The following is an 18,750-nucleotide window of genomic DNA, read 5'->3' as shown; positions in this document are numbered from 1 at the left end:
ATTCCGGTGAGGGCCTGAAACAGCGTGTACATCGATCGGTGGCTCCTTTCCCGGCGCATTTCGCGGGCCCCTCAAGAAAGCAACCAAGATAGCCGAATATGAGCTGGCGGCCGAACGAAGGCGGACGGCCGGTATCGCGCCGAGAACCGGATAGGGGTTTTGTGAGAGCGGAAGACACGAGCCTGGTCACGAGGACGAAGACGGAACAGGCCACGGGACGGACAGCGGGGCGGGCACACGTCGTTCTGCCCGCCTTCAACGAAGAAGCATCCTTGCCGCCGCTGCTGCGCCGGCTTTCCGACGTGGCGCTCGCCGAGCAGCTCACTGTCTGGGTCGTCGACGACGGTTCGGCGGACAACACGGCAGCCGCGGCCGAGGCCGGTTTCGGCGAGTTGGACGTGCGGATCGTGCGGCACCTGGTCAATCTCGGGCTGGGCCGCGCGGTGCTGTCCGGTCTCCGCGCTGCGCTGGAGGTGGCGGGCCCGGACGACATCGTCGTCGTGATGGACGCCGACGACACGCACGATCCGGGACTGATCCGCCTGCTGTGGAACGAAATCGCCGCCGGCTCGGACGTCGCTATCTGCTCCCGGTTCGTGCCCGGCGGCGACGACCGGACCGCCCCGCTCGGACGGCGCCTGCTTTCCCGCGGCGCGGCTCAGCTTTTCCACCGGGCTCTCGCCGTCGAGGGGGTCCGGGATTTCACCAGCGGATACCGTGCCTACCGGGCCAGCCTGCTCGCGCGGGCGTCGGCGCACTGGGGGGAGCGGCTCATCGAAGAGCAGGGTTTCGCCTGCATGGTCGAGCTCTTGCTCAAGCTGCGCCATTGCCGGCCGGTGATCACCGAAGTTCCGCTGGCCCTGCGGTACGACCGCAAACAGGGACCGAGCAAACTGAAGCTCCGACGGACGATCGCGCAATACCTGAAGCTGCTGGCCCGCGACCGGCTCAGCCCGGCGCCGTACCGAAAGTTGTGACCCGCCGGTGACGACCACCCCCGCTCTGTCCCACGTCGCGGTGATCGGCGGCGGAATCTGCGGCCTCACCGCCGCCCACCGCCTCGCCCGCCGGGGCGTCCGCGTGACCCTGATCGAGGGGAGCGCCCAGCTCGGCGGCCTCGGCACCTTCTTCCGGCACGGGAACCGCTGGGTCGAACGCTTCTACCACTGCGTCATGCCCTCCGACGCCGCGCTGCTCCAGCTGCTGGACGAGCTGGGCCTGAAGGACTCGGTGCGGTGGCGGAAAACGACGATGGGGATGCTCGTCGACGGGGAACGGCACCGGTTCAACTCGGCCCTCGACCTCCTGCGGTTCACCCCGCTCCGGTTTTTCGACCGGTTGCGCTTCGGCGTCGTCTCGCTTCTGCTGCGGCGGCTCGGGCGCGGGCGGGACCTCGACACGCTTCGGACCGAGGACTGGCTTCGCGGTCTCTACGGCCGGCGCGTGTGGGAGGACCTGTTCGCCCCGATGTTCGGCTCGAAGTTCGGTCCGGCCTTCGGCGACGTTCCCGCGCTGTACCTGTGGCAGCGTCTGGGCCGGGAACGCAACGTCGCCACGCGCGGTTACCCCGACGGCGGCTACAAGACGATCATCGACGCGTTGCGCGAGTCGATCGAGAGCGCGGGCGGGACAATTCGCTTGTCCAGCCCCGTTCACCGGCTGTGCCACACCGCGGAAGGCTGCTCGCTGACTTTCACCGACGGCGAATCGCTCGCCGTCGACCGGGTCGTCTCGACCGTACCGCTGCCGCTGCTGCGCCGGCTTGCCGACAACGACCTCGCGACCCGGCTGCCCGGGACCACGCTGGCATACCAGGGGGTCGTCACCGCGGCGTTGTTCCTTCGCCGCCCGCTCACCGGCCACTACTGGACCCCGGTGCTGCGCTCCGGCACCGATTTCGACGGCGTGGTCGAGATGTCCGCGCTCGCGGGCAGCTACGAGAGCGCACACCTCGTTTATCTCATGCACTACACCGACCGCGAGTCGAATCTCTACCGCGAGCCCGACGATGCCATCGCGGCACGGTGGACGGCTCAGCTTCTCCGGGTGCACCCCGGTTTGCGGGCGGCCGACATCGAGGACGTGCGGGTGTTCAAGGCACCGTTCGTCGAACCGGTGTACCCGCGGGGATACCTCGCCCAGCGGCCGCCCGTAGTGGTCGACGGCACGAACGTGCTGCTGGCGACCACCGCGCACGTCTACCCGGACGTGACGAGCTGGAATTCCAGCGTCGCGCTCGCGAACGAAGTGACGGACCTGATCGCTGGCCTCGAACGGCAGAAGGTCGGGGAACCGGCCTGAGGAAGGGCGGGCTCACCCCGCTTGGATCAGCTTCTCGATCGCCTCGGCGGTCCGCCGGCTGGCCGCGCCGTCCCCGTACGGCGAGGGCAGATCGCGAAGGCGCTCACGATGGCCGGCGACATCGTCGAGCCACGCCGCGGCTTCCGTGCTGATCCGCGGCCCCGGGACGACCAGCGCGCCGAAGGTGCCGAAAATCTCCGGCCGCTCGGTACTCCGGCGGACCACCACCACCGGTCGCTTGAGCACACTCGCTTCTTCCTGGATGCCACCGGAATCCGAAATGATCAGCGCGGCGGCGGCGGCCAGCGCGAGGAACGTCGGATACGGCTCGGGTTCGAGCACGCGAAGCGGCCGCAGGAGCGGGGTCAGGCCGAACCGTTCGAGGCTCCGTTTTGTTCGCGGGTGCAGCGGCAGCACGACCGGCAACGGCAGCCGGGCGAGTTCCCGCAGGACCGTGGTCAGCCGGTGTGGATCGTCGACGTTTTCCGGCCGGTGAATGGTGGCGAGCACGTACTTGTCCTCGGCAAGTCCCCGGGCAGCCAGGATCGCGGCCCGGTCCGCCGCGCACGGCAGTGCGGCCCGAAGTGCTTCCACCACCGTGTTTCCGGTGACGGCGATCCGTTGCGGGGCAACGTTTTCCTTCAGCAGGTTCTGCCGGTTGAGGCCGGTCGGCGCACAGCAGAGGTCGGCGAGGTGGTCGATCAGGACGCGGTTGTGCTCCTCGGGCATCGTCCGGTCGTGGCTGCGCAGCCCGGCCTCGACGTGAACCAGCGGCAGGCCCTGCGCGTTCGCCGCCAGAGCGCCGGCAAGAGCGGAGGTGGTGTCACCCTGCACCAGCACCACCCGATCAGGGTGTGCGGCAAGTGCTTCGTCCACCGCGCTGATCGCCCGACCGAGTTGAATTCCGCGCCGCGCACTGCCGATTTCCAGTTCGTGAAACCGGTGTGAAGCCGGAAAACCCGCGTCCAAAAGCGTGCAGAGAGATGGATCGTAGTGCTGTCCGGTGTAGACGACCGCGCAGTTCTCGCCGTACCACCGCACCAACGGCGCCAGCTTGATGAGTTCCGGCCGGGTCCCGCACACCAGCACGACTCCGAAACCGGTTCGCTCCGGCGAGGAGACGGCCAGGCGCGTACTTTCTCCTCTGGCAGAGCGTGTTTGCGCGTCGGTCGACATACGGCGAGTTCCCCTTTCCCCGGCAAGTCGCCCGCACGCTACCGCGAAAGCTCGCGGGGGAGCGGCCAATCAGCCCATCGAGTACATCTTCCGCGTGGCTGCCCAACGGGTCCGCTGGGTCCATTTAGGATTCCAGTTGGATAGCGGCCGACAGAAACGAGTACCGCTTTGTTCACGAAATCTGCGATCCTGGCGGCGGTGTTGCTGCTCACCGCGGCCACCACGGCTGCCCCGCGCGTGGACGCGGCGCAGGGCGTGCTCCTTCCGGACCTCCGCCAAGCACCTCCAGGGTGTCCAGGCGGATACGCGGGCGATCCCGTGCAGTGCGGTGATTGGGACGTGTGCCCAGTCGTCGATCCCAGCGCTCCCAACGGCCGTTGTGTCGGCGAGACCGCCGCCAAGGCAGTGCGGCTCCGGTTCACCAGCTCGGAGGAAAACATCGGTGACGGGCCACTGCTGCTGTACGGCAACCGAAGCAGTACCGAAAACAGCAGAATGTCCGTCCGCCAAGCACTCCGCGCGGCTGACGGCTCGATCCCGCCCGACTACGCCTCGGCTCAGCAGGCCACCCGCGGGTACACCTACTACGAACCGGCGATGGCACACCAGCACTGGCACCTGATGAACTTCGAACACTTCGCCCTGATCTCGAAAACCGGTGCGACGATCGTCACCGACCGCAAGAACGGCTTCTGCCTCGGCGATCGCTATGCCTTGCCGGACGTCAGCGATCTCGAGCACGTACCCGGCGAAACCGGAGCGGACGCCGAACTGGCCGAACGGTTGCGGGCCAACAACTGCCGCCACCAAGAACCAAACGCGCTCGACGTGGTCGAAGGCATCTCCGTCGGCTCCGGAGACGACTACACCTACCAAGTCGACTTCCAGTGGCTCGACATCACGCACGTGCCCTCGGGAACCTACGACCTGGTGAACACCGTGAACGACGACCGGACCCTGGCCGAGAAGAACTACGACAACAACTCGTCGTCGGTAAGCCTGTCCATCGAATGGCCGCGGGGAATGTCGGCGGAAGGCCAATCGATCCGGCAGGCACCGGTGGTCCGGTTTCTTCGCAGCTGTCCGGGACAGGCCCGCTGCTCCTGACCAGTTCTGTGCCCGGGTCGATTGGGCACTCCGCCGGGCAGTCCGCGGAAGCGGCCGCGACGACGTTCAAGCCTTGAAGGAAAGGTACCCGCCAGCGGATTCCACGTGGCGACCCGGTGGGCCCGCTGCGGTGGCGGGTGTGCGGTCGATCTTGCAAGCAGTAGCAGCGGGTGTTGGCTTGGCGTTCGGTCGAGGGCTGCCCAGCAGATCGGACAGCTCTTGTGGGTCGCGTTGTAGGTCCGGCTGGCAACAACACTTCCATCGCCGACACTTCCCAAGACGCCCAGTCCGACACCCGGTGCTTCAGCTGCGACTACCTGCAGCGCCTGAACGAGGCATTTGCCCCCGATTCCGGCAGTTGTGCTAATACCCCCAGCGCCACGGGACTGGGCGGAGCGGCGCACTACTGGACCTACGACACCACTGGCAACCGGCTTACCCAGACCTCACGCGATCCAGGCACTGGACACCACCGGCCCCAATGGCAGCAGCCACTCCGCCTACACCTACGACCCCTCCGGCCGCACCCTCACCCAAGGACCCGCGGGCGCAGGACAGACCTTCACTTACGACGCCGACGGCAACCTCCTGCTCACCAAGGGCCCGACCGGCACCACCCTGAAACTCAACGACCTGGAACTGTTCCGCGGCACCGGAACTTCCACCACCGTCGGAACCCGGTTCTACACGTTCAACGGCGCACCCATCGCCGAACGCGACGCCAACGCCGGCCTGACGTGGTCGATGACCGACACCCAGAACACCGCCTACGCCACCGTCAAAGCCGACACCCTCGCCGTCACCCAACGCTGGCAAGACCCCTACGGCGTCCCCCGCGGCCCGGCCCCCTCCCTCTGGCCGGACAAACACGGCTACCTGGGCGGATACCGCAACACCACCGGCCTGACCCACCTCGGCGCCCGCGAGTACGACCCGGCGCTCGGCCGCTTCACCACCGTCGACCCGGTGCTCAAGACCGACGACCCGCAGCAGATGAACGGCTACTCCTACGCCAACGACAACCCGATCGGACTGACCGACCCGTCCGGCCTGTGCCCCGGCGTCCCCGACGGCGCGTGCCGCCGACCCGACGGCTCGATCGGCGGCGGCGACGCCTGCCGAAACGGCGGCTGGAGCTGCGACAGGCCAGACAACCCCAGCTGCGGTTGCCGGGCGGCCCAGCAGCACCCTGCCAACCACGGCGCTCCCGCGTCGTCCGGCGGGCACGGCCAGGCAGCGCCGAAGAAGCACGCGGCATCCGGCGGCGGTGGGTCCGACGGCGGTGGTGAGAAGAAGAGCAGCGGGAACTGGTTCCTGAATGCATTGAGTGACATCGGGGAGGGCCTTTACGAGGTCTCCGGGTTGCAAGACGTCGTGGACGGCTGTTTCCGCGATCCCGCAGTCGTCGGGTGCATTAAGGGCGTGCTCGAGGTCGGGGTGTGGTTCGTCCCCGGCGGCGCCGCGGCCAGAGGCACTGAACTCGCCGTCTCCGGCGGTGCTCACCTCATCGAAGGCGAGGTCGGCGCGGAAGGACGTGCCGTTGCCGAAGATCTCGCGGCAAGTTGCAAGCTCAACAGCTTCGCCGGCGACACGCCGGTACTCATGGCCGACGGGACGATGAAACCGATCGAGCAGGTCAAGGTCGGCGACAAGGTCCGCAACGCCGAGCCCGACAACACCAGCACCGAGATCCACACCGTCACGGCTCTGCACATCACCGACACCGACCGAGATTTCGTCGACGTCACCATCGCCACTCCCAACGGCCCCAAGAAGATCACCAGCACCGCCCACCACCGCTGGTGGGACGTCACCACCCACAGTTGGACCGACGCCGCCGATCTCCGGCCCAGCGATCTTCTCGACACACCCGGCGACGGCCACGCTGCTGTCCAGACCCTAAGCCGTTACGCCACTAGCATCCGTACCTACAACCTCACTGTCGACACCACCCACACGTACTATGTGGCGGCGGGCGCGACCCCCGTACTCGTTCACAACTGCAATGAAAGGGATCCTGTCCATGGTGGTCTTGAGGACGCCGCCTATGACCGAATAGATAATGCGTACGGCCCAGACATAGCCGATGGTGTCGATTACCAGGTAAAGAGGATGCATGACGGCTCCGCCGCTTCTGCGGATCATGATCTTCCTGGCATCGGGCATGACCCCGATGCGTTGGCCGCTTACTTTGCGTCGTGGCGAGGCAAGATGACGCATAAGGATACTAAGACCGGATCGAGCGTGGCATACGACTCCAGGCTAGGCGTACTAATTGTGACGACTGGCCGTAATATTCACGGCTACAGGTACGCTCAGGGTGCTTTTGAAAGTGGGAGGTATGTGACCCCATGAGGACAAAAGTCGCTGCCACGGCGACTCACGGCGGATTTCTTCTGCGGTTGACGGAGGTGCAAAAAGAGTTGATCTGCGAGGCGCTCAGATTCCACGCAGATCGCCCTGACGGGGACCGCCTATCGGTTGTGCGCATCGGTGCCGATCGCGCGAGCACTGTTCGGATAATGAAAAAAGTAGCCGACTCGAATTCGAAGCTCCAGATAGATGAAATTCATGTGCTGTTTGCGGCATTGGTCTCCGCTCCGGTCTTGATTCCTTCCGAGGAAGCGTTCTATGAGAGAATCGGGTTCTTTAGAGAGCAGGCATTTGAATTGGCTGGCGGGTTGGCAAGTGCCTTTGGGTGACGCTTGACCGGACCGAAGATTCTTCCGGCCGCGCTTGACGAGGCGACACGTGTCCAGTTGGTGGTGCATACACGCCGTATTTCTCAGCCATTGCCTCGACTTCGACGTTCTCCGGGACCGCGTCGTGAGCGCTCGGCGAGTACGCTTCGATAAGAGTCGGCTTGCTCTCGCATTAGGTCGAGAGGGGACGTTGCCCGCGTGGACGAGCAACGGGTTCACATGCGGGACGACGGTTGCGCTCGACACGATGTTCTCGAGGTCCTCCCGCGGGTGCGCCAGGCACTGCGGTTGTCTTCGGCGTAGCCGCCACGGAAGTCGGGTGCGTGTCGGCCGCGCTGCGGAGCGAGAGGGCTGCGTCCCAGGCGCGCTGAGGCGCAATCGCTCTCCTTTCGGTGGCTGGCCTATCGCAGAGCAGGCGAGAGTCGCTCGGCATCCAGGTCCGGATACTCAGCATCCAGCGGCCGGAAGCAGGGCCGCATTGGGTATAAGGGAGATCTGCGGCCTGTCGTAGTTCGTGTAACCGGACGGCAGGTTCGGCAGCCGAGACAGGAGTGTGCAGCGAGGTGCCCGGATGTCGTTCGCGATGCCGGGTTACCGCTATGGAGCAGCTGCACATATTGCGCCGACGCACTAGCAGCCGTACCTCTTGAGGGCGGTCTGTGCGTTGACGTCGTAGTCGCCGACGCACAGGTCGACCGCGTTGTACTCCTTCTCCATCGCGTCAGCGGTCTGCTGCAGGTTGAATCCTTGTTCGCGGAACTTGAAGTAGCCGGTGAACCCTGCGGAGATGCTGACGCTCGCGGCGAGGGCGACGCCGGACCACTGGAACGCCGGATTGCCCAGTCCGGCGCTGGTGAGACTGGTGCCGCTGACCTGGAAGTTTGAGTGGGCCGCCTGGGGCTCGAACCCAGAACCTACGGAGACAAAGGCCAGGTCAGTGGCTATTTCTCGTCATCTGCTGATCTTGGCCCTCACCTGCGTGGGGGCGCTCCGAGGGTGATCATGCTCGGTCGCCGGTTCTCGTCGTTTTCGATCGTTTTCCGGGGGAAAACCGGGGAGTTGATCATGCTCTCTGACGGTGCCTGACGCTCGCCCGCTTAGCCCGCAGCTTACCCATCCACACTTCCCCCTCACCCCGATACGAAGCTCACACGCGGTCGGTAGGGCCGGGTCAAGGCACGCTTTCCAGCCTTGACGCGGTGCTACCGACCGTTGTCACGATCAGGCTTCGGGGTGGCTCTAGGCGATGCTTCTGCGTAACAGGTCGAGGATCATCGGCGACTGTTTCCGCATGGGTGGGATGTCCGGTTCTGGCGCGAGGGCCATACGTGCTGTTGGCGGGCGGCGTTGGGGTCCGGCACCGCTGGCGGCCGCGCGGCCCGGCCGGTGGGCGGAGCGGAGCGGGAGCCCGCCGTGCCGGGATCGCGGCGGCTGCCCAGGCGAGGGGCTACGGACCGCAGCAGGCGCGCCGCCCGGCGGCGGGCCCTTGATCCCGTAGAGCCAAGTTCGGCAACGTCTCACAACTTTGCAGAAGGCCGTCTTCGACGGTTACCACGTCTCGTATAGAAGCTGTTTCTAGTCATACAGACCTAGGGAGTAAGAGTGCGATTAGTATCGTTGGATATTGTCAACCTGCGCAGCATCGAAGCTCAACGCCTGGATGAGTGCGGCAATTTCAATGTGCTAATCGGAAAGAATAATTCCGGCAAATCAAATCTCTTGTCCGCGGTAGCGTCATTCTTTTCATTCCTTTCCGGCGGGAATCTCGCGGAGAAGGATCCCATCTTCGGAAAGAGCGCAGACTTTTTCAATAAGGACGATGCAAGGCCTATCGGATTACGAGGCAAAATTCAAGTTGGTTCCGAAGTTCTTTCCGGCGTGTATGAGCGGATTGCCGAAGAGTTTCCGCAGGTAAAGCAAGCCATTCCCGCGGTCGGCGAGTGTGATGTGCTGTGTATTGATATTGAGTATCTAACCAAGCCTTTCCGTACCGGATACATCAAAACCATATCTCATCAGCCTTGCGAAAAGGACGGGAGCCCATCCGGCGAGCCGATAAGTCTTGTGAGTGTCCCTTTTGTCACAGCGAAGGATTTGGCATCCAGAATAATCCAAATCAAAACGATGTCTGACGACGCTAGCGTGCTCGAAAACCGTCCTATGGACAACGACGAGTGGGTCATGTTTAAGAGAGGGCGTTCCTTACCCTCGTACTCGTATGGAAACCTAAGCAAGGAGACTCTTGATGAGGTAACTTCGATGGCGCTTCGATCTGATGACCTTATTGAATTTTCTAGGCAGGTCCAATCATATGTTATTCAGCTGCGTGCTCGAGTTAGCGATCTCGAATCGAAAAAGTTAGAAAACGCCGTCGATGCATTCGCGGGAGAAATTGACTCCGTTCCTAACTATGTAAAATATCTGGTCGCCAAGCTTGCCGAGATCCGTGTTCTTCACCTTGCGGATCGCAGAGAACCGATTGGATCAATTGAAGCGGGTCAACTCCTGCGACTCAAGATGAGTAGGGGAGGGGGGCAAACGCTACGAAATATTCAGGAGACGGTTTCGAGTCTGCTCGGTGTGGAAATAGACGCATTTGCGAGCGATACACCACGGCGGCCGCGTCCCATGGGATCGCGAAGGATAGCTAATTTGCCAGATGCGGAGTTGGACGTTGACGACTTTCTTGTGCAGGCAAATGGTTCCGGGATTCGAGAGGCGTTGCGGCTTGTTCTAGACCTGGAATTCCAGCAGCCAGACTTGTTGCTAGTTGAGGAGCCTGAAGTTCATCTACATCCGGCCCTCGAAGTTGCTATGATGCGTTACCTCAAGGGCGTGAGCTATTCAACGCAAGTGTTCTTGACTACACACTCGACTAACTTTCTTGATACAGGGGATTTACGCAATATCTACATGGTCCAAAAAGGCGTCAATACGCAGGTTAAACGTTTGAATGTGGACGATGTTGACATCGAGGTGTCAAAAGAGCTTGGAATCCGCCTTAGCTCAGTTTTTATGTTTGATCGTCTCATCTTTGTTGAGGGTGTATCGGACGAACTTGTGCTGCGAGCTTTTGCTCATACGCTTGGCATCAACCTGGGGCAAGCTAACGTTGGCTTTGTGGTTATGGGAGGAGCGAGGAACTTCACTCACTACGCTGCCCAGGCAACCTTGTCTTTCCTCGGTAAGCGACAGGTCAAATCATTCTTTGTTATTGATCGCGATGAGAAGCAAGAGGTGCAGATTGATAGATTGGTGGCGCAACTAGAAGGACAAGCAGAATTGCACGTGTTGACTAGGCGGGAAATTGAGAACTACCTGCTTGTGCCGGGTTCTATTGCATCTTTCATAAAGGAAAAATCTTGGCGGTCCGCAAAGCGTGAAATTTTGGTCGACCCAAGCACGGTATTGCAAAGGCTGCCCGAAGTGGCGGACGGCCTCCAGAGTACTAGTATTTTGAAGCGCCTCGCATCGCAGCTATGTCAAGTTTATAGAATAGATCGAAACAGGCTGTTCGAAGAATCAAGTGAATCAAGCTTGGCTGACGCGGCGCAATTAGTAGTCAAGGATCTCGAAGCGGCGATCTCTGATCTTCGCCGGGAAATCCCTGAACTTGTGTCTCGGGCGCAAGATGAGGTGACCTCAAATTGGGACGGTTTGAAGTTGGAAATGGCACCAGGGCACGAAATACTCGACGAGCTTATGAAGGATCACGGCTTACGGTTTAATAAAGATCGAGACTCTGGTCACTTGGCGGCACTTGTGCCAGTCGAAGAAGTTGCGAGCGAGATTGAGTCGCTTCTGCGTAAGGTTACTCAGTAGCTGTTCAGCTGCCGATTCCTATGGTTTCGTAGAGTTAAAAGCTTTCGGAAATCTAGGTAAAGTATGGAGGCCGGTGCAGGTTCAGTGCATGCTGGAGGCGCAAGCTGATCGATTCGTGAATTCTTAGTTCCTTCAGGTCGCGAGGTTTTACCCAGCAGACTTCTTTGCTCTCACTGCTGGTTTTTAAGTCGCCACCTAGCATCGTTGCTCTGAAGCAAATTGAGAATTCCTGTCTAATCTCACCGTTCTCATATGAAATAATGTGGTTCGGATTGGAGTATATGCCGACGAGGTTGGTTACCTCGCACTCGATACCAGTTTCTTCGCGGACCTCGCGGACGGCAGCTTGGGTGAGGGTTTCTCCTAGCTCCAGCTGTCCGCCGGGGATTGCGTAGAGGTCGTTGTCCGTCCGTCGGATCATCAAAAATCCGTCTCGCGTCGTCCTGGATGAACACGGAAACCGCGACGGCGATGCTGTTGGCTTTGGGGGCGTTCGGGTCGTTGTAGTAGTCGACGCGTGCCATGTGGTGCCTCCTAGATGGTGGCGGGCTTGGCGAGGTTCCAGACGGTCTCGAAGGACGGTCGGCCACTGGCAAGTCCGGTGTTCGCCAGCACGGTCGGCGGACTGCGCGACCCGAACAACGTCCTGCGGGTGATCCGGGAGATCCGCGGTGGCGACGACTTCATCTGGCTGACGTCGCACAACTTCCGGAAGACGACGGCGACCGCGCTGGACGACGCGGGCATCCCGACCCGGCTGATCGCGGACCACCTCGGCCACTCACGGGTGTCGATGACGCAGGACAACTACCTGGAGCGGAAGGCCGTCAACCCGGTCACGGCGTTGGCCCTGGAAGGCCTGCTGGATAATCCGTCCCAGCCCAAAACCGGGGATAAACCGGGGAGCCGATCTTGAGCGCAGGTCCGAAACAAGCCGCTGACCTGGAAGTTTGAGTGGGCCGCCTGGGGCTCGAACCCAGAACCTACGGATTAAAAGTCCGCAGCTCTACCAATTGAGCTAACGGCCCGCGCGCTCAGTCTAGCGGGCTGTGCCCGGCCCCTTGCCGGGGCCCGGCACCTCCTGTGGCTACCGGAGCTTCGCCACGAACCGGGCGAGGTCTGCTGCGTACGCCTCTGGCTGGTCCATCGCGATGAAGTGGTGCCCCGCCGGATTGTCGACCGGCCAGTGGACGATGTCCGACTCTCGCTCAGCCAGCCGGCGGATCCCCGGCACTCCGCTGTACACCCCGGTCGGTGCGGTCTTCTGTCCCCGCGGCCAGGCGAACCCGGTGCTTGAGTAGAACGACCACGACGACGTCCCGAACGTCTCCGTGAACCAGTACACGCTCAGGTTCGTCAGGAACGCGTCCAGCATCTCGTCCAGTCCTCGCCCGCCGGCGTTGAACTCGTGGAACTTCTGCGCCATCCACGCCAACGCGGCCGCGGGCGAGTCGTTCCAGCCGTACGCGAACGTTTGCGGGGCGGTCCGCAGCAGGGCGTGGTGGTCGACGCCGTTCATCCAGTCCTGGGACATCATCTCGGTGAACGCCAGGCGCTCCGCCGAGTCCAGATCGGGCAGGTCGGCGTCAGTGGGAATTCCCAGGCCAGCGGTGAGGTAGACGCCGAGCACCGGACCGACCTGGGCGACTTCCGGGGCCACGTATGCGCCGTAGTCGCCGCCTTGGACGACGTAGTCGCGGTATCCCAGGCGGTCCATCAACGCGGCCCACGCGCGGCCTACCCGGGCGGCATCCCAGCCGGGGCCGGGGGCGGAGGAGAAGCCGAAGCCGGGCAGGGACGGGACGACGACGTGGAAGTCCGACAGGTGCTCGAGCAAGGCCGCGAACTCGACGAACGAGTTCGGCCAGCCGTGCGTCAGCAGGACCGGCGTGGCGTCCGGTGCGGCCGACGGGACGTGCAGGAAGTGCAGGTCGACGCTGTCGATTTCGGTGTGGAACTGGGGGAATTCGTTCAACCGGGCCTCGTGCGCGCGCCAGTCGTAGCCGGTGGCCCAGTAGGCCGCGACCTCGCGCAGCCAGTCGACGGGGACGCCGCGGTCCCAGCCATCGCCGGGCAGCTGGGCCGGCCAGCGGGTTTGGGTGAGCCGGGCGCGCAGGTCGGCGAGGGCGGCGTCGGAGATGTCGATGCGGAACGGGCGAATGGTCATGGCCAAGACGCTAGAGGCCATGTAGGTCAGCTATGGTCCTAGATCATGAGTGCGGCGCGGTTGTTGCAGTTGCTGTCGTTGCTGCAGACCCCGCGGCAGTGGCCGGGCAGCGAGCTGGCGCAGCGGCTGAACGTCGAGGGGCGCACGGTTCGCCGGGACATCGAGCGGCTGCGGGAGCTGGGGTATCCGGTCGAGGCGACGATGGGCGCGGAAGGCGGATATCGCCTGGTCGCGGGCAGTGCGATGCCGCCGTTGCTGCTTGACGACGAGGAGGCGGTGGCGATCGCGGTCGGGTTGCGGATGGCGTCCGGACACGCGGTGACCGGGATTGACGAGGCCTCGGTGCGTGCGCTGACGAAGCTGGAGCGGGTCTTGCCGTCCCGGCTGCGGCGCCGGGTGAGCGTGGTGAGCGGCGCGACCGTGCCGCTGCCGCTGAACGACGGGCCGCGGGTGGATCCGGAAGCGCTCACGGCCTTGGCCACCGTGATCGCCAACCGCGAGCGGCTGCGGTTCGGCTATCTCGCCAACGACGGCAAGGCGACGAAACGGCTGGTCGAACCGCATCATCTGGTGTCGTCCGGCCGGCGCTGGTACCTGCTGGCCTTCGACCTCGACCGGGACGACTGGCGGGTCTTCCGCGTCGATCGGATCGAAAACCCGCAGGCCATCGGGATCCGGTTCACCGCCCGAGACCTGCCCGCCAAGGACCCGGCGGAGTACGTGACCAGGAAATTGCACACCTCCCGCCCGACGCATCGTGCGGTCGTCACCGTGCACGCGCCGGCCGACGAGGTGGCGCGGAGGTGGGGCGCGGCAAGCGAAGTGACCGCGGTGGACGCGCGCACCTGCCGGGTCGTCAGCCCGGCCGACACGCTCGAGTGGCTGGCGTTCCGGCTGACCAGCCTCGGCCGCGAGTTCGAGGTGCACGAACCCCCGGAGCTGGCGGAGCACCTGCGCGAACTCGGCGGCAGGGCGCTGCGGGCGGCCGGGACCGCGTGATCACACCGCCAGTTCCGCCAGCGATTCCCGCAGCTTCCCGGTCACTTCCACCGGCCGCCGCGATTCGCGGTCCACGAATACGTGCACGAAATTCCCCTCCGCCACCAAGGTTTCCGAGGCGGTGTACATCCCGATCTCGTACCGCACGCTCGACCGGCCGAGATGCGCCACTCGCAACCCGATCCGCAGCGTGTCCGGGAAAGAAACCGAGGCGTGGTAAGCACAACGCGATTCCACGCACAGCCCGATCACCGGTCCGGACTCGATGTCGAGACCGCCGCGTTCGATCAGCCAGGTGTTGATGACGGTGTCCATCAGCGAGTAATGCACGACGTTGTTCACATGGCCGTAGACGTCGTTGTCCTTCCAGCGCAACGGAACCGTCTGCCAGTACGGGTAGCTCACCACAGCTCCACCGAATCCCGCAGAATCCCCGCCAGGTCCTCTTCGGACGGAGTGCGCGGCGCGGTGGCCAGCAACCGTTGCTGCTTCAGCGTTCCCGCCACCAGAGAGTCCACATCGGACTCCGTATAGCCGACCGCGCCGATCCCGGCGGGCAGGCCGATCTCGTTCATCAGCGAGGTCAGCACGGCGGGCAGGTGGTCGGCGAAGTCGCCGGACCATTCGAAGTCCGGGGCCAGCAGCCGGGCGACGCGCTGGTGCCGTTCCGGGTTCGCGGCGTAGGTGAACCGGAACGCGGCGGGCGCGGTGAGCGAGACGGCCATGCCGTGCGGCACCATCGCTTCGTCGCCGGGGTAGCCGTCGGGGTGGAAATCCCGGACCTGCCCGGCGATCGGGTAGGCGTTGGCGTGCGGGATGTGCACGCCGGCGTTGCCGAAGCCGAGCCCGGCGAACGTCGCGGCCAGCGCCATCGCCTCGCGCGCGGCCAGGTTCTCGCCGTCGCGGACCGCGGCGGGCAGCGCCCACGACAGCAGCTGCAGCGACTTCTCCGCGAACATGTCCGCCAGCGGGTTCGCCCCGCAGTACGGCACCCGCTCCTCCGGCCGTTTCCGGTCGAACTCGGTGTAGGGCTTGGCGGTGTAGCTCTCCGCGGCGTGGCACAGGATGTCCATCCCGCTCGCCGCGGTGACCCCGGCCGGCTGGCTGACCGTGAGCCGCGGGTCCACGACCGCCAGCGCCGGGCGCAGCCGCAGGTGACTGATCCCGCTCTTCACCCGCAGCGACAGCACGTCCAGCACGCACACCGTGGTGCTTTCCGACCCGGTTCCGGTCGTCGTCGGCACCGCGACCAGCGGCTTCAGCGGGTTCGCCGGCGCTCGGCCGCCGCCGACCGGCGCGTTGACGTAATCCATCAGCTCGCCGTCGTTGCTGGTCAGGAGGTTGGCGGCCTTCGCGGTGTCGATGCTGGAGCCGCCGCCGACCGCCACGAACGCGTCGTACGGGCCGGTGCCGCGGGCGAAATCGACGGCCTTCTGCATGCTGACGTCGGTGGGCTCGACGTGCACGCCGTCGAAAGTCTCGGCCGCGATCCCGTAGCCGCGGATGCCCTCGGCGATCCGCTCCGGCCAGCCGGTCGCCGCGACGACCGGGTCGGTCACCACCAGCACGCGGCGCGCGCCGAACTGGCTCAGATCGTATCCGATCTCGTCGCTCGACCCGCTTCCGTATTTGAGCGCCGGAGCCCCATAAGTGAAAACAGTCTCATGTTCGGCGGGTGTCACGACGGCGTCCTCCCAACTGGTGGGCGGCCCGATCCGGCAATCGGCACAATCCGGCGGCGAGTTGCTCAAGATCACTTGACGCCGGTTCACGGTGCCGCCCTAAGCTCTCCTCATTAGATACCAAGTGGGAACCACCGTCGCGCAAACGGCCGTACGCGTCTTGAACGAGGCCCGGGTCCGCCGGGTGTACGCGGTCGTCGGTGAGTCGTTCCTGGAATTGCTCGACGCGCTTCGCCGCGAGCGCGACGTCACGCTCGTTTCGGCCCGCCATGATTCGGGCGCGGCCTTCATGGCGGAGGCCGAGGGCAAGCTCACCGAACGTCCCGCCGTGCTGCTCGCCAGCCGCGGTCCGAGTGCTGCCGCGCTGGTCATGGGCGTGCAGACGGCGTACCAGGACGAGACGCCGATGGTGGTGCTGCTCGAAACCCCCGCGCTCGACCCGGTGCTCACCGGCGAGGTCCCGGCGTCCGATTCGACCGGGATGTTCGAATCGATCGCCAAATGGTGCGTCCGCGCGGACGATCCCGACGACGTGCCGCATCTGCTCGCCGAAGGCCTCGCCCGGTGTCGCGAGGGTCGGCCGGGCCCGGTCGTGATCGGGGTGCCGAGCGACGCGTGGGGCGTCCCGTACGACTCGGCCAAACCGGTGGCGAAGGTTCGCCCGCCGGCCACCGGAACGCTGGGCCGTTCGGCGGAAGCGGTGGCCGGGCTGGTGGACGAAGCGCGCTACCCGGTGGTCATCGTCGGCGGGCGCGCGCGGTCGGCGCGCGACGAGCTGATCGCGGTGGCGGACGAACTGGCGCTCCCGGTCTACAACGCTTTCCGCCGCCAGGACGCGTTCCCGGAGAACCATGCGCGCTACGCCGGACACCTCGGCCTCGGCATCCCGGCGCGTCAGCTTGACGCGCTCGAACGGGCCGACCTCGTGCTCGCGCTCGGCACACAGCTCGACGAAGTCACGACGCAGGGCTTCCGCTACCCGACTCCACAGCAGACGCTTGTCCTTGTCGGCACTGGCATCGACGAACAGCGCCGTCGCGGCCTCACGTTCCGCGTGGACACTGAGGTCGAGCCGTTCCTGAAGGAGCTGCGCGCGATCGCTTCGCCGCGTACGCGCAGAGCGTCGGCCGCGAACGCTGCCGTGCACACCTTCATGACACCGCCGAACACAAGCAACAACACGCGCGTACATCCGGTCGATGTCGTGCGCGCGCTGCGAAAGCTCGCGCCCGAGGACACCATCGTCACGAGCGACGCTGGCAACTTCGCGCAGTTCATGCACCGCTACTGGTGCTTCACCGCTCCGCGTAGCCAGCTCGGTCCGAGCAACGCCGCGATGGGGTACGCGGTGCCTGCGGCGGTAGCGGCCAAGCTCGCCGAACCGCGGCGCGCTGTGGTCGCGATGGTCGGCGACGCGGGCACTCTGATGACAGGGCAAGAGATCGAGACCGCTGTGCGTTACCGCGCGCCGGTGATGGTGGTGGTGTTCCAGAACGGCTTGCACGGTCCACTCGCGATGCATCAGGCGCGTACGCATGGACGGCTGTCCGGAGTAACAATCCCGCTGACGGACTTCGCGTCGTGGGCGCGCGGGCTCGGCGCGGCGGGGTACACGGTGGACGATCGCGAGCGGCTCGAACCGATCATCGCGAGCGCGCTCGTCCGGCAGCGGCCGTGTGTGATCGATGTCCGGACCGACCCGGATGTGGTGACCCCCGACGTGCGGCTGAGCACGCTTCTCGGAGCCCCGCGTCCTTCCGGGACCTGAAATCTTCCTGAGAACACAAGGAAACGCCGGGAATGTTCGGTAGCTGGCGGGGGTTGGCTCAGGTAACCTGAGGGCGTTCCCGGGGTTCGGCATCCGGACCCGGTTCGCCCGGCGAGGTTCGCCGGCGTTCGGTTGGGGAAATTCCCGGGTGGACACGTTTCCCGGCTCGGTTCGCGGCCGTTCGGCGCGTTTCAGGGGTGGGGACAACCGGTTTCGGCCGGATTTTGTCGGTGCCGGATGGCACCATCGCGGTCATCCCCCGCTCGGGGCGGGGAAGGAACGAGGGGAGTTCGTCATGGCCGACGAAAAGGACGGGAAATCCCGTACCGCGGGGACCGCTGCTCGCGGCCGCGCCCGGTCCGGCGCGCTGGTGTCGGTAGTGCGCGAGGAGCCGGAACAGGGCCAATCCGTCGAGGTGCCCGCGCAGACCCGGTCCGGAGTGGTCCCGGTGCTGTTCAGCGCCAGCGCGGAGGCCCACGACGTAGCCGTGGTCGCGCCCGACCAGGGCGCTGACTGGCGTTCGCCGTTCGGCGCGCCGCTCCGCCACGCCAGCGGGGAGTGACCCGGTCTCGCGAACTGGGGTGAGTCGGCTTGTCCGCGCCCGCTCCGCTGTGCTTTACTTTAGTTGGTCTCGATTTTTGTGTTCGTGGTTTAGCACGCTCGCAGAACTCAGCGGGCGTGGGCTTCCTCTCCGGAGAACGCATCTCGCCCGTGTCTGGGCCCAGGACGTCGGTCGGCTTCCTGTTTTGGTGTTATGTATGGAGATTGTTTAGATGACTGAGGGCACCGTGAAGTGGTTCAACTCCGAGAAGGGGTTCGGCTTCATCACTCCCGACAACGGCGGCGGCGACGTCTTCGTGCACTACAGCGAGATCCAGGGCAACGGTTTCCGTACCCTTGAGGAGAACGCTCGCGTGCAGTTCGAGATCGGCCAGGGCCAGAAGGGCCCGCAGGCCACGTCGGTCAGCCTGATCTGACCTGCGTCTCATCGCTAAGTCGCCACCACTCCCGGTCGCGGGGGTGGTG

General features: G+C 64.7%; 15 protein-coding genes, 1 tRNA gene and 1 pseudogene. 11 read left to right on the top strand and 6 right to left on the bottom strand.

The features are described 5' to 3' along the window. Positions 1-161 precede the first annotated feature (161 nt). Together F9C11_RS04905 and F9C11_RS04900 are read left to right on the top strand one after the other, a co-directional pair. The gene (locus F9C11_RS04905) at positions 162-977 is read left to right on the top strand and encodes a glycosyltransferase (RefSeq protein ID WP_409183714.1); all 816 of its coding nucleotides are present in this window, start codon (positions 162-164) and stop codon (positions 975-977) included. Positions 978-984: 7 nt separating this feature from the next. Next, positions 985-2,301 (top strand): NAD(P)/FAD-dependent oxidoreductase, encoded by a 1,317-nt coding sequence (locus F9C11_RS04900; protein WP_409183713.1) that lies wholly within the window; start codon positions 985-987, stop codon positions 2,299-2,301. Positions 2,302-2,313: 12 nt separating this feature from the next. On the opposite strand, the gene wecB is transcribed toward F9C11_RS04900, so the two are convergent. Next, on the bottom strand, positions 2,314-3,384 hold the full coding sequence (gene wecB / locus F9C11_RS04895; RefSeq protein WP_409183712.1) for a non-hydrolyzing UDP-N-acetylglucosamine 2-epimerase: 1,071 nt from the start codon (positions 3,382-3,384) through the stop codon (positions 2,314-2,316). A 261-nt stretch (positions 3,385-3,645) separates the two neighbouring features. Here wecB and F9C11_RS04890 point away from each other — a divergent pair, with 261 nt between their 5' ends. The 4 genes from F9C11_RS04890 (at position 3,646) to F9C11_RS04875 (ending at position 11,108) form a co-directional block, all read left to right on the top strand. After that, a complete protein-coding gene (locus F9C11_RS04890; RefSeq protein ID WP_409183711.1) occupies positions 3,646-4,584 on the top strand; it encodes a lysyl oxidase family protein in 939 nt (312 codons plus the stop codon). Between the two features lie 339 nt (positions 4,585-4,923). Beyond that, positions 4,924-6,939, top strand: coding sequence for an RHS repeat-associated core domain-containing protein (locus F9C11_RS04885; protein WP_409183710.1), 2,016 nt, complete (start codon positions 4,924-4,926; stop codon positions 6,937-6,939). Further along, positions 6,936-7,286, top strand: a complete 351-nt coding sequence (locus F9C11_RS04880; protein WP_409183709.1) for a hypothetical protein — start codon at positions 6,936-6,938, stop codon at positions 7,284-7,286. Before F9C11_RS04885 ends, F9C11_RS04880 begins: the two co-directional genes overlap by 4 nt. A 1,602-nt stretch (positions 7,287-8,888) precedes the next feature. Continuing rightward, a complete protein-coding gene (locus F9C11_RS04875; protein WP_409183708.1) occupies positions 8,889-11,108 on the top strand; it encodes an AAA family ATPase in 2,220 nt (739 codons plus the stop codon). 52 nt (positions 11,109-11,160) lie between these two features. Here F9C11_RS04875 and F9C11_RS04870 read toward each other — a convergent pair. Next, positions 11,161-11,632, bottom strand: a pseudogene (locus F9C11_RS04870) (NUDIX hydrolase). Positions 11,633-11,658: 26 nt separating this feature from the next. On the opposite strand from F9C11_RS04870, the gene F9C11_RS04865 reads away from it, so the two are divergent. Further along, complete coding sequence (locus F9C11_RS04865; RefSeq protein WP_409183707.1) at positions 11,659-12,024, top strand: tyrosine-type recombinase/integrase; 366 nt, start codon at positions 11,659-11,661, stop codon at positions 12,022-12,024. Between the two features lie 39 nt (positions 12,025-12,063). On the opposite strand, the gene F9C11_RS04860 is transcribed toward F9C11_RS04865, so the two are convergent. Continuing rightward, positions 12,064-12,136: transfer RNA gene (locus F9C11_RS04860), tRNA-Lys, on the bottom strand. 59 nt (positions 12,137-12,195) lie between these two features. After that, entirely contained in the window at positions 12,196-13,275 is a 1,080-nt protein-coding gene (locus tag F9C11_RS04855) for an epoxide hydrolase family protein (RefSeq protein ID WP_409183706.1), read from the bottom strand. Between the two features lie 45 nt (positions 13,276-13,320). Between F9C11_RS04855 and F9C11_RS04850 the strand changes: the two genes are divergently transcribed. Beyond that, a complete protein-coding gene (locus tag F9C11_RS04850) occupies positions 13,321-14,274 on the top strand; it encodes a helix-turn-helix transcriptional regulator (RefSeq protein ID WP_409183705.1) in 954 nt (317 codons plus the stop codon). Here the strand turns inward: F9C11_RS04850 and F9C11_RS04845 are convergent, their stop codons facing one another. Continuing rightward, positions 14,275-14,682 (bottom strand): acyl-CoA thioesterase, encoded by a 408-nt coding sequence (locus tag F9C11_RS04845; RefSeq protein ID WP_409183704.1) that lies wholly within the window; start codon positions 14,680-14,682, stop codon positions 14,275-14,277. Further along, a complete protein-coding gene (locus F9C11_RS04840) occupies positions 14,676-15,956 on the bottom strand; it encodes a hydroxyacid-oxoacid transhydrogenase (RefSeq protein WP_409183703.1) in 1,281 nt (426 codons plus the stop codon). Before F9C11_RS04840 ends, F9C11_RS04845 begins: the two co-directional genes overlap by 7 nt. Before the next feature lie 124 nt (positions 15,957-16,080). On the opposite strand from F9C11_RS04840, the gene F9C11_RS04835 reads away from it, so the two are divergent. The 3 genes from F9C11_RS04835 (at position 16,081) to F9C11_RS04825 (ending at position 18,701) form a co-directional block, all read left to right on the top strand. Then, the gene (locus F9C11_RS04835; protein ID WP_409183702.1) at positions 16,081-17,724 is read left to right on the top strand and encodes a thiamine pyrophosphate-binding protein; all 1,644 of its coding nucleotides are present in this window, start codon (positions 16,081-16,083) and stop codon (positions 17,722-17,724) included. A gap of 295 nt (positions 17,725-18,019) precedes the next feature. Beyond that, positions 18,020-18,286, top strand: coding sequence for a hypothetical protein (locus F9C11_RS04830; protein WP_409183701.1), 267 nt, complete (start codon positions 18,020-18,022; stop codon positions 18,284-18,286). A 211-nt stretch (positions 18,287-18,497) separates the two neighbouring features. Beyond that, on the top strand, positions 18,498-18,701 hold the full coding sequence (locus F9C11_RS04825; protein WP_009071749.1) for a cold-shock protein: 204 nt from the start codon (positions 18,498-18,500) through the stop codon (positions 18,699-18,701). Positions 18,702-18,750: the final 49 nt, after the last annotated feature.

The organism is Amycolatopsis sp. VS8301801F10, assembly GCF_046195355.1.
Classification (GTDB): Bacteria; Actinomycetota; Actinomycetes; order Mycobacteriales; family Pseudonocardiaceae; genus Amycolatopsis.
The sequence above is the reverse complement of the archived record's forward strand: the minus strand, read 5'-3'. Positions and strand labels throughout refer to the sequence as shown.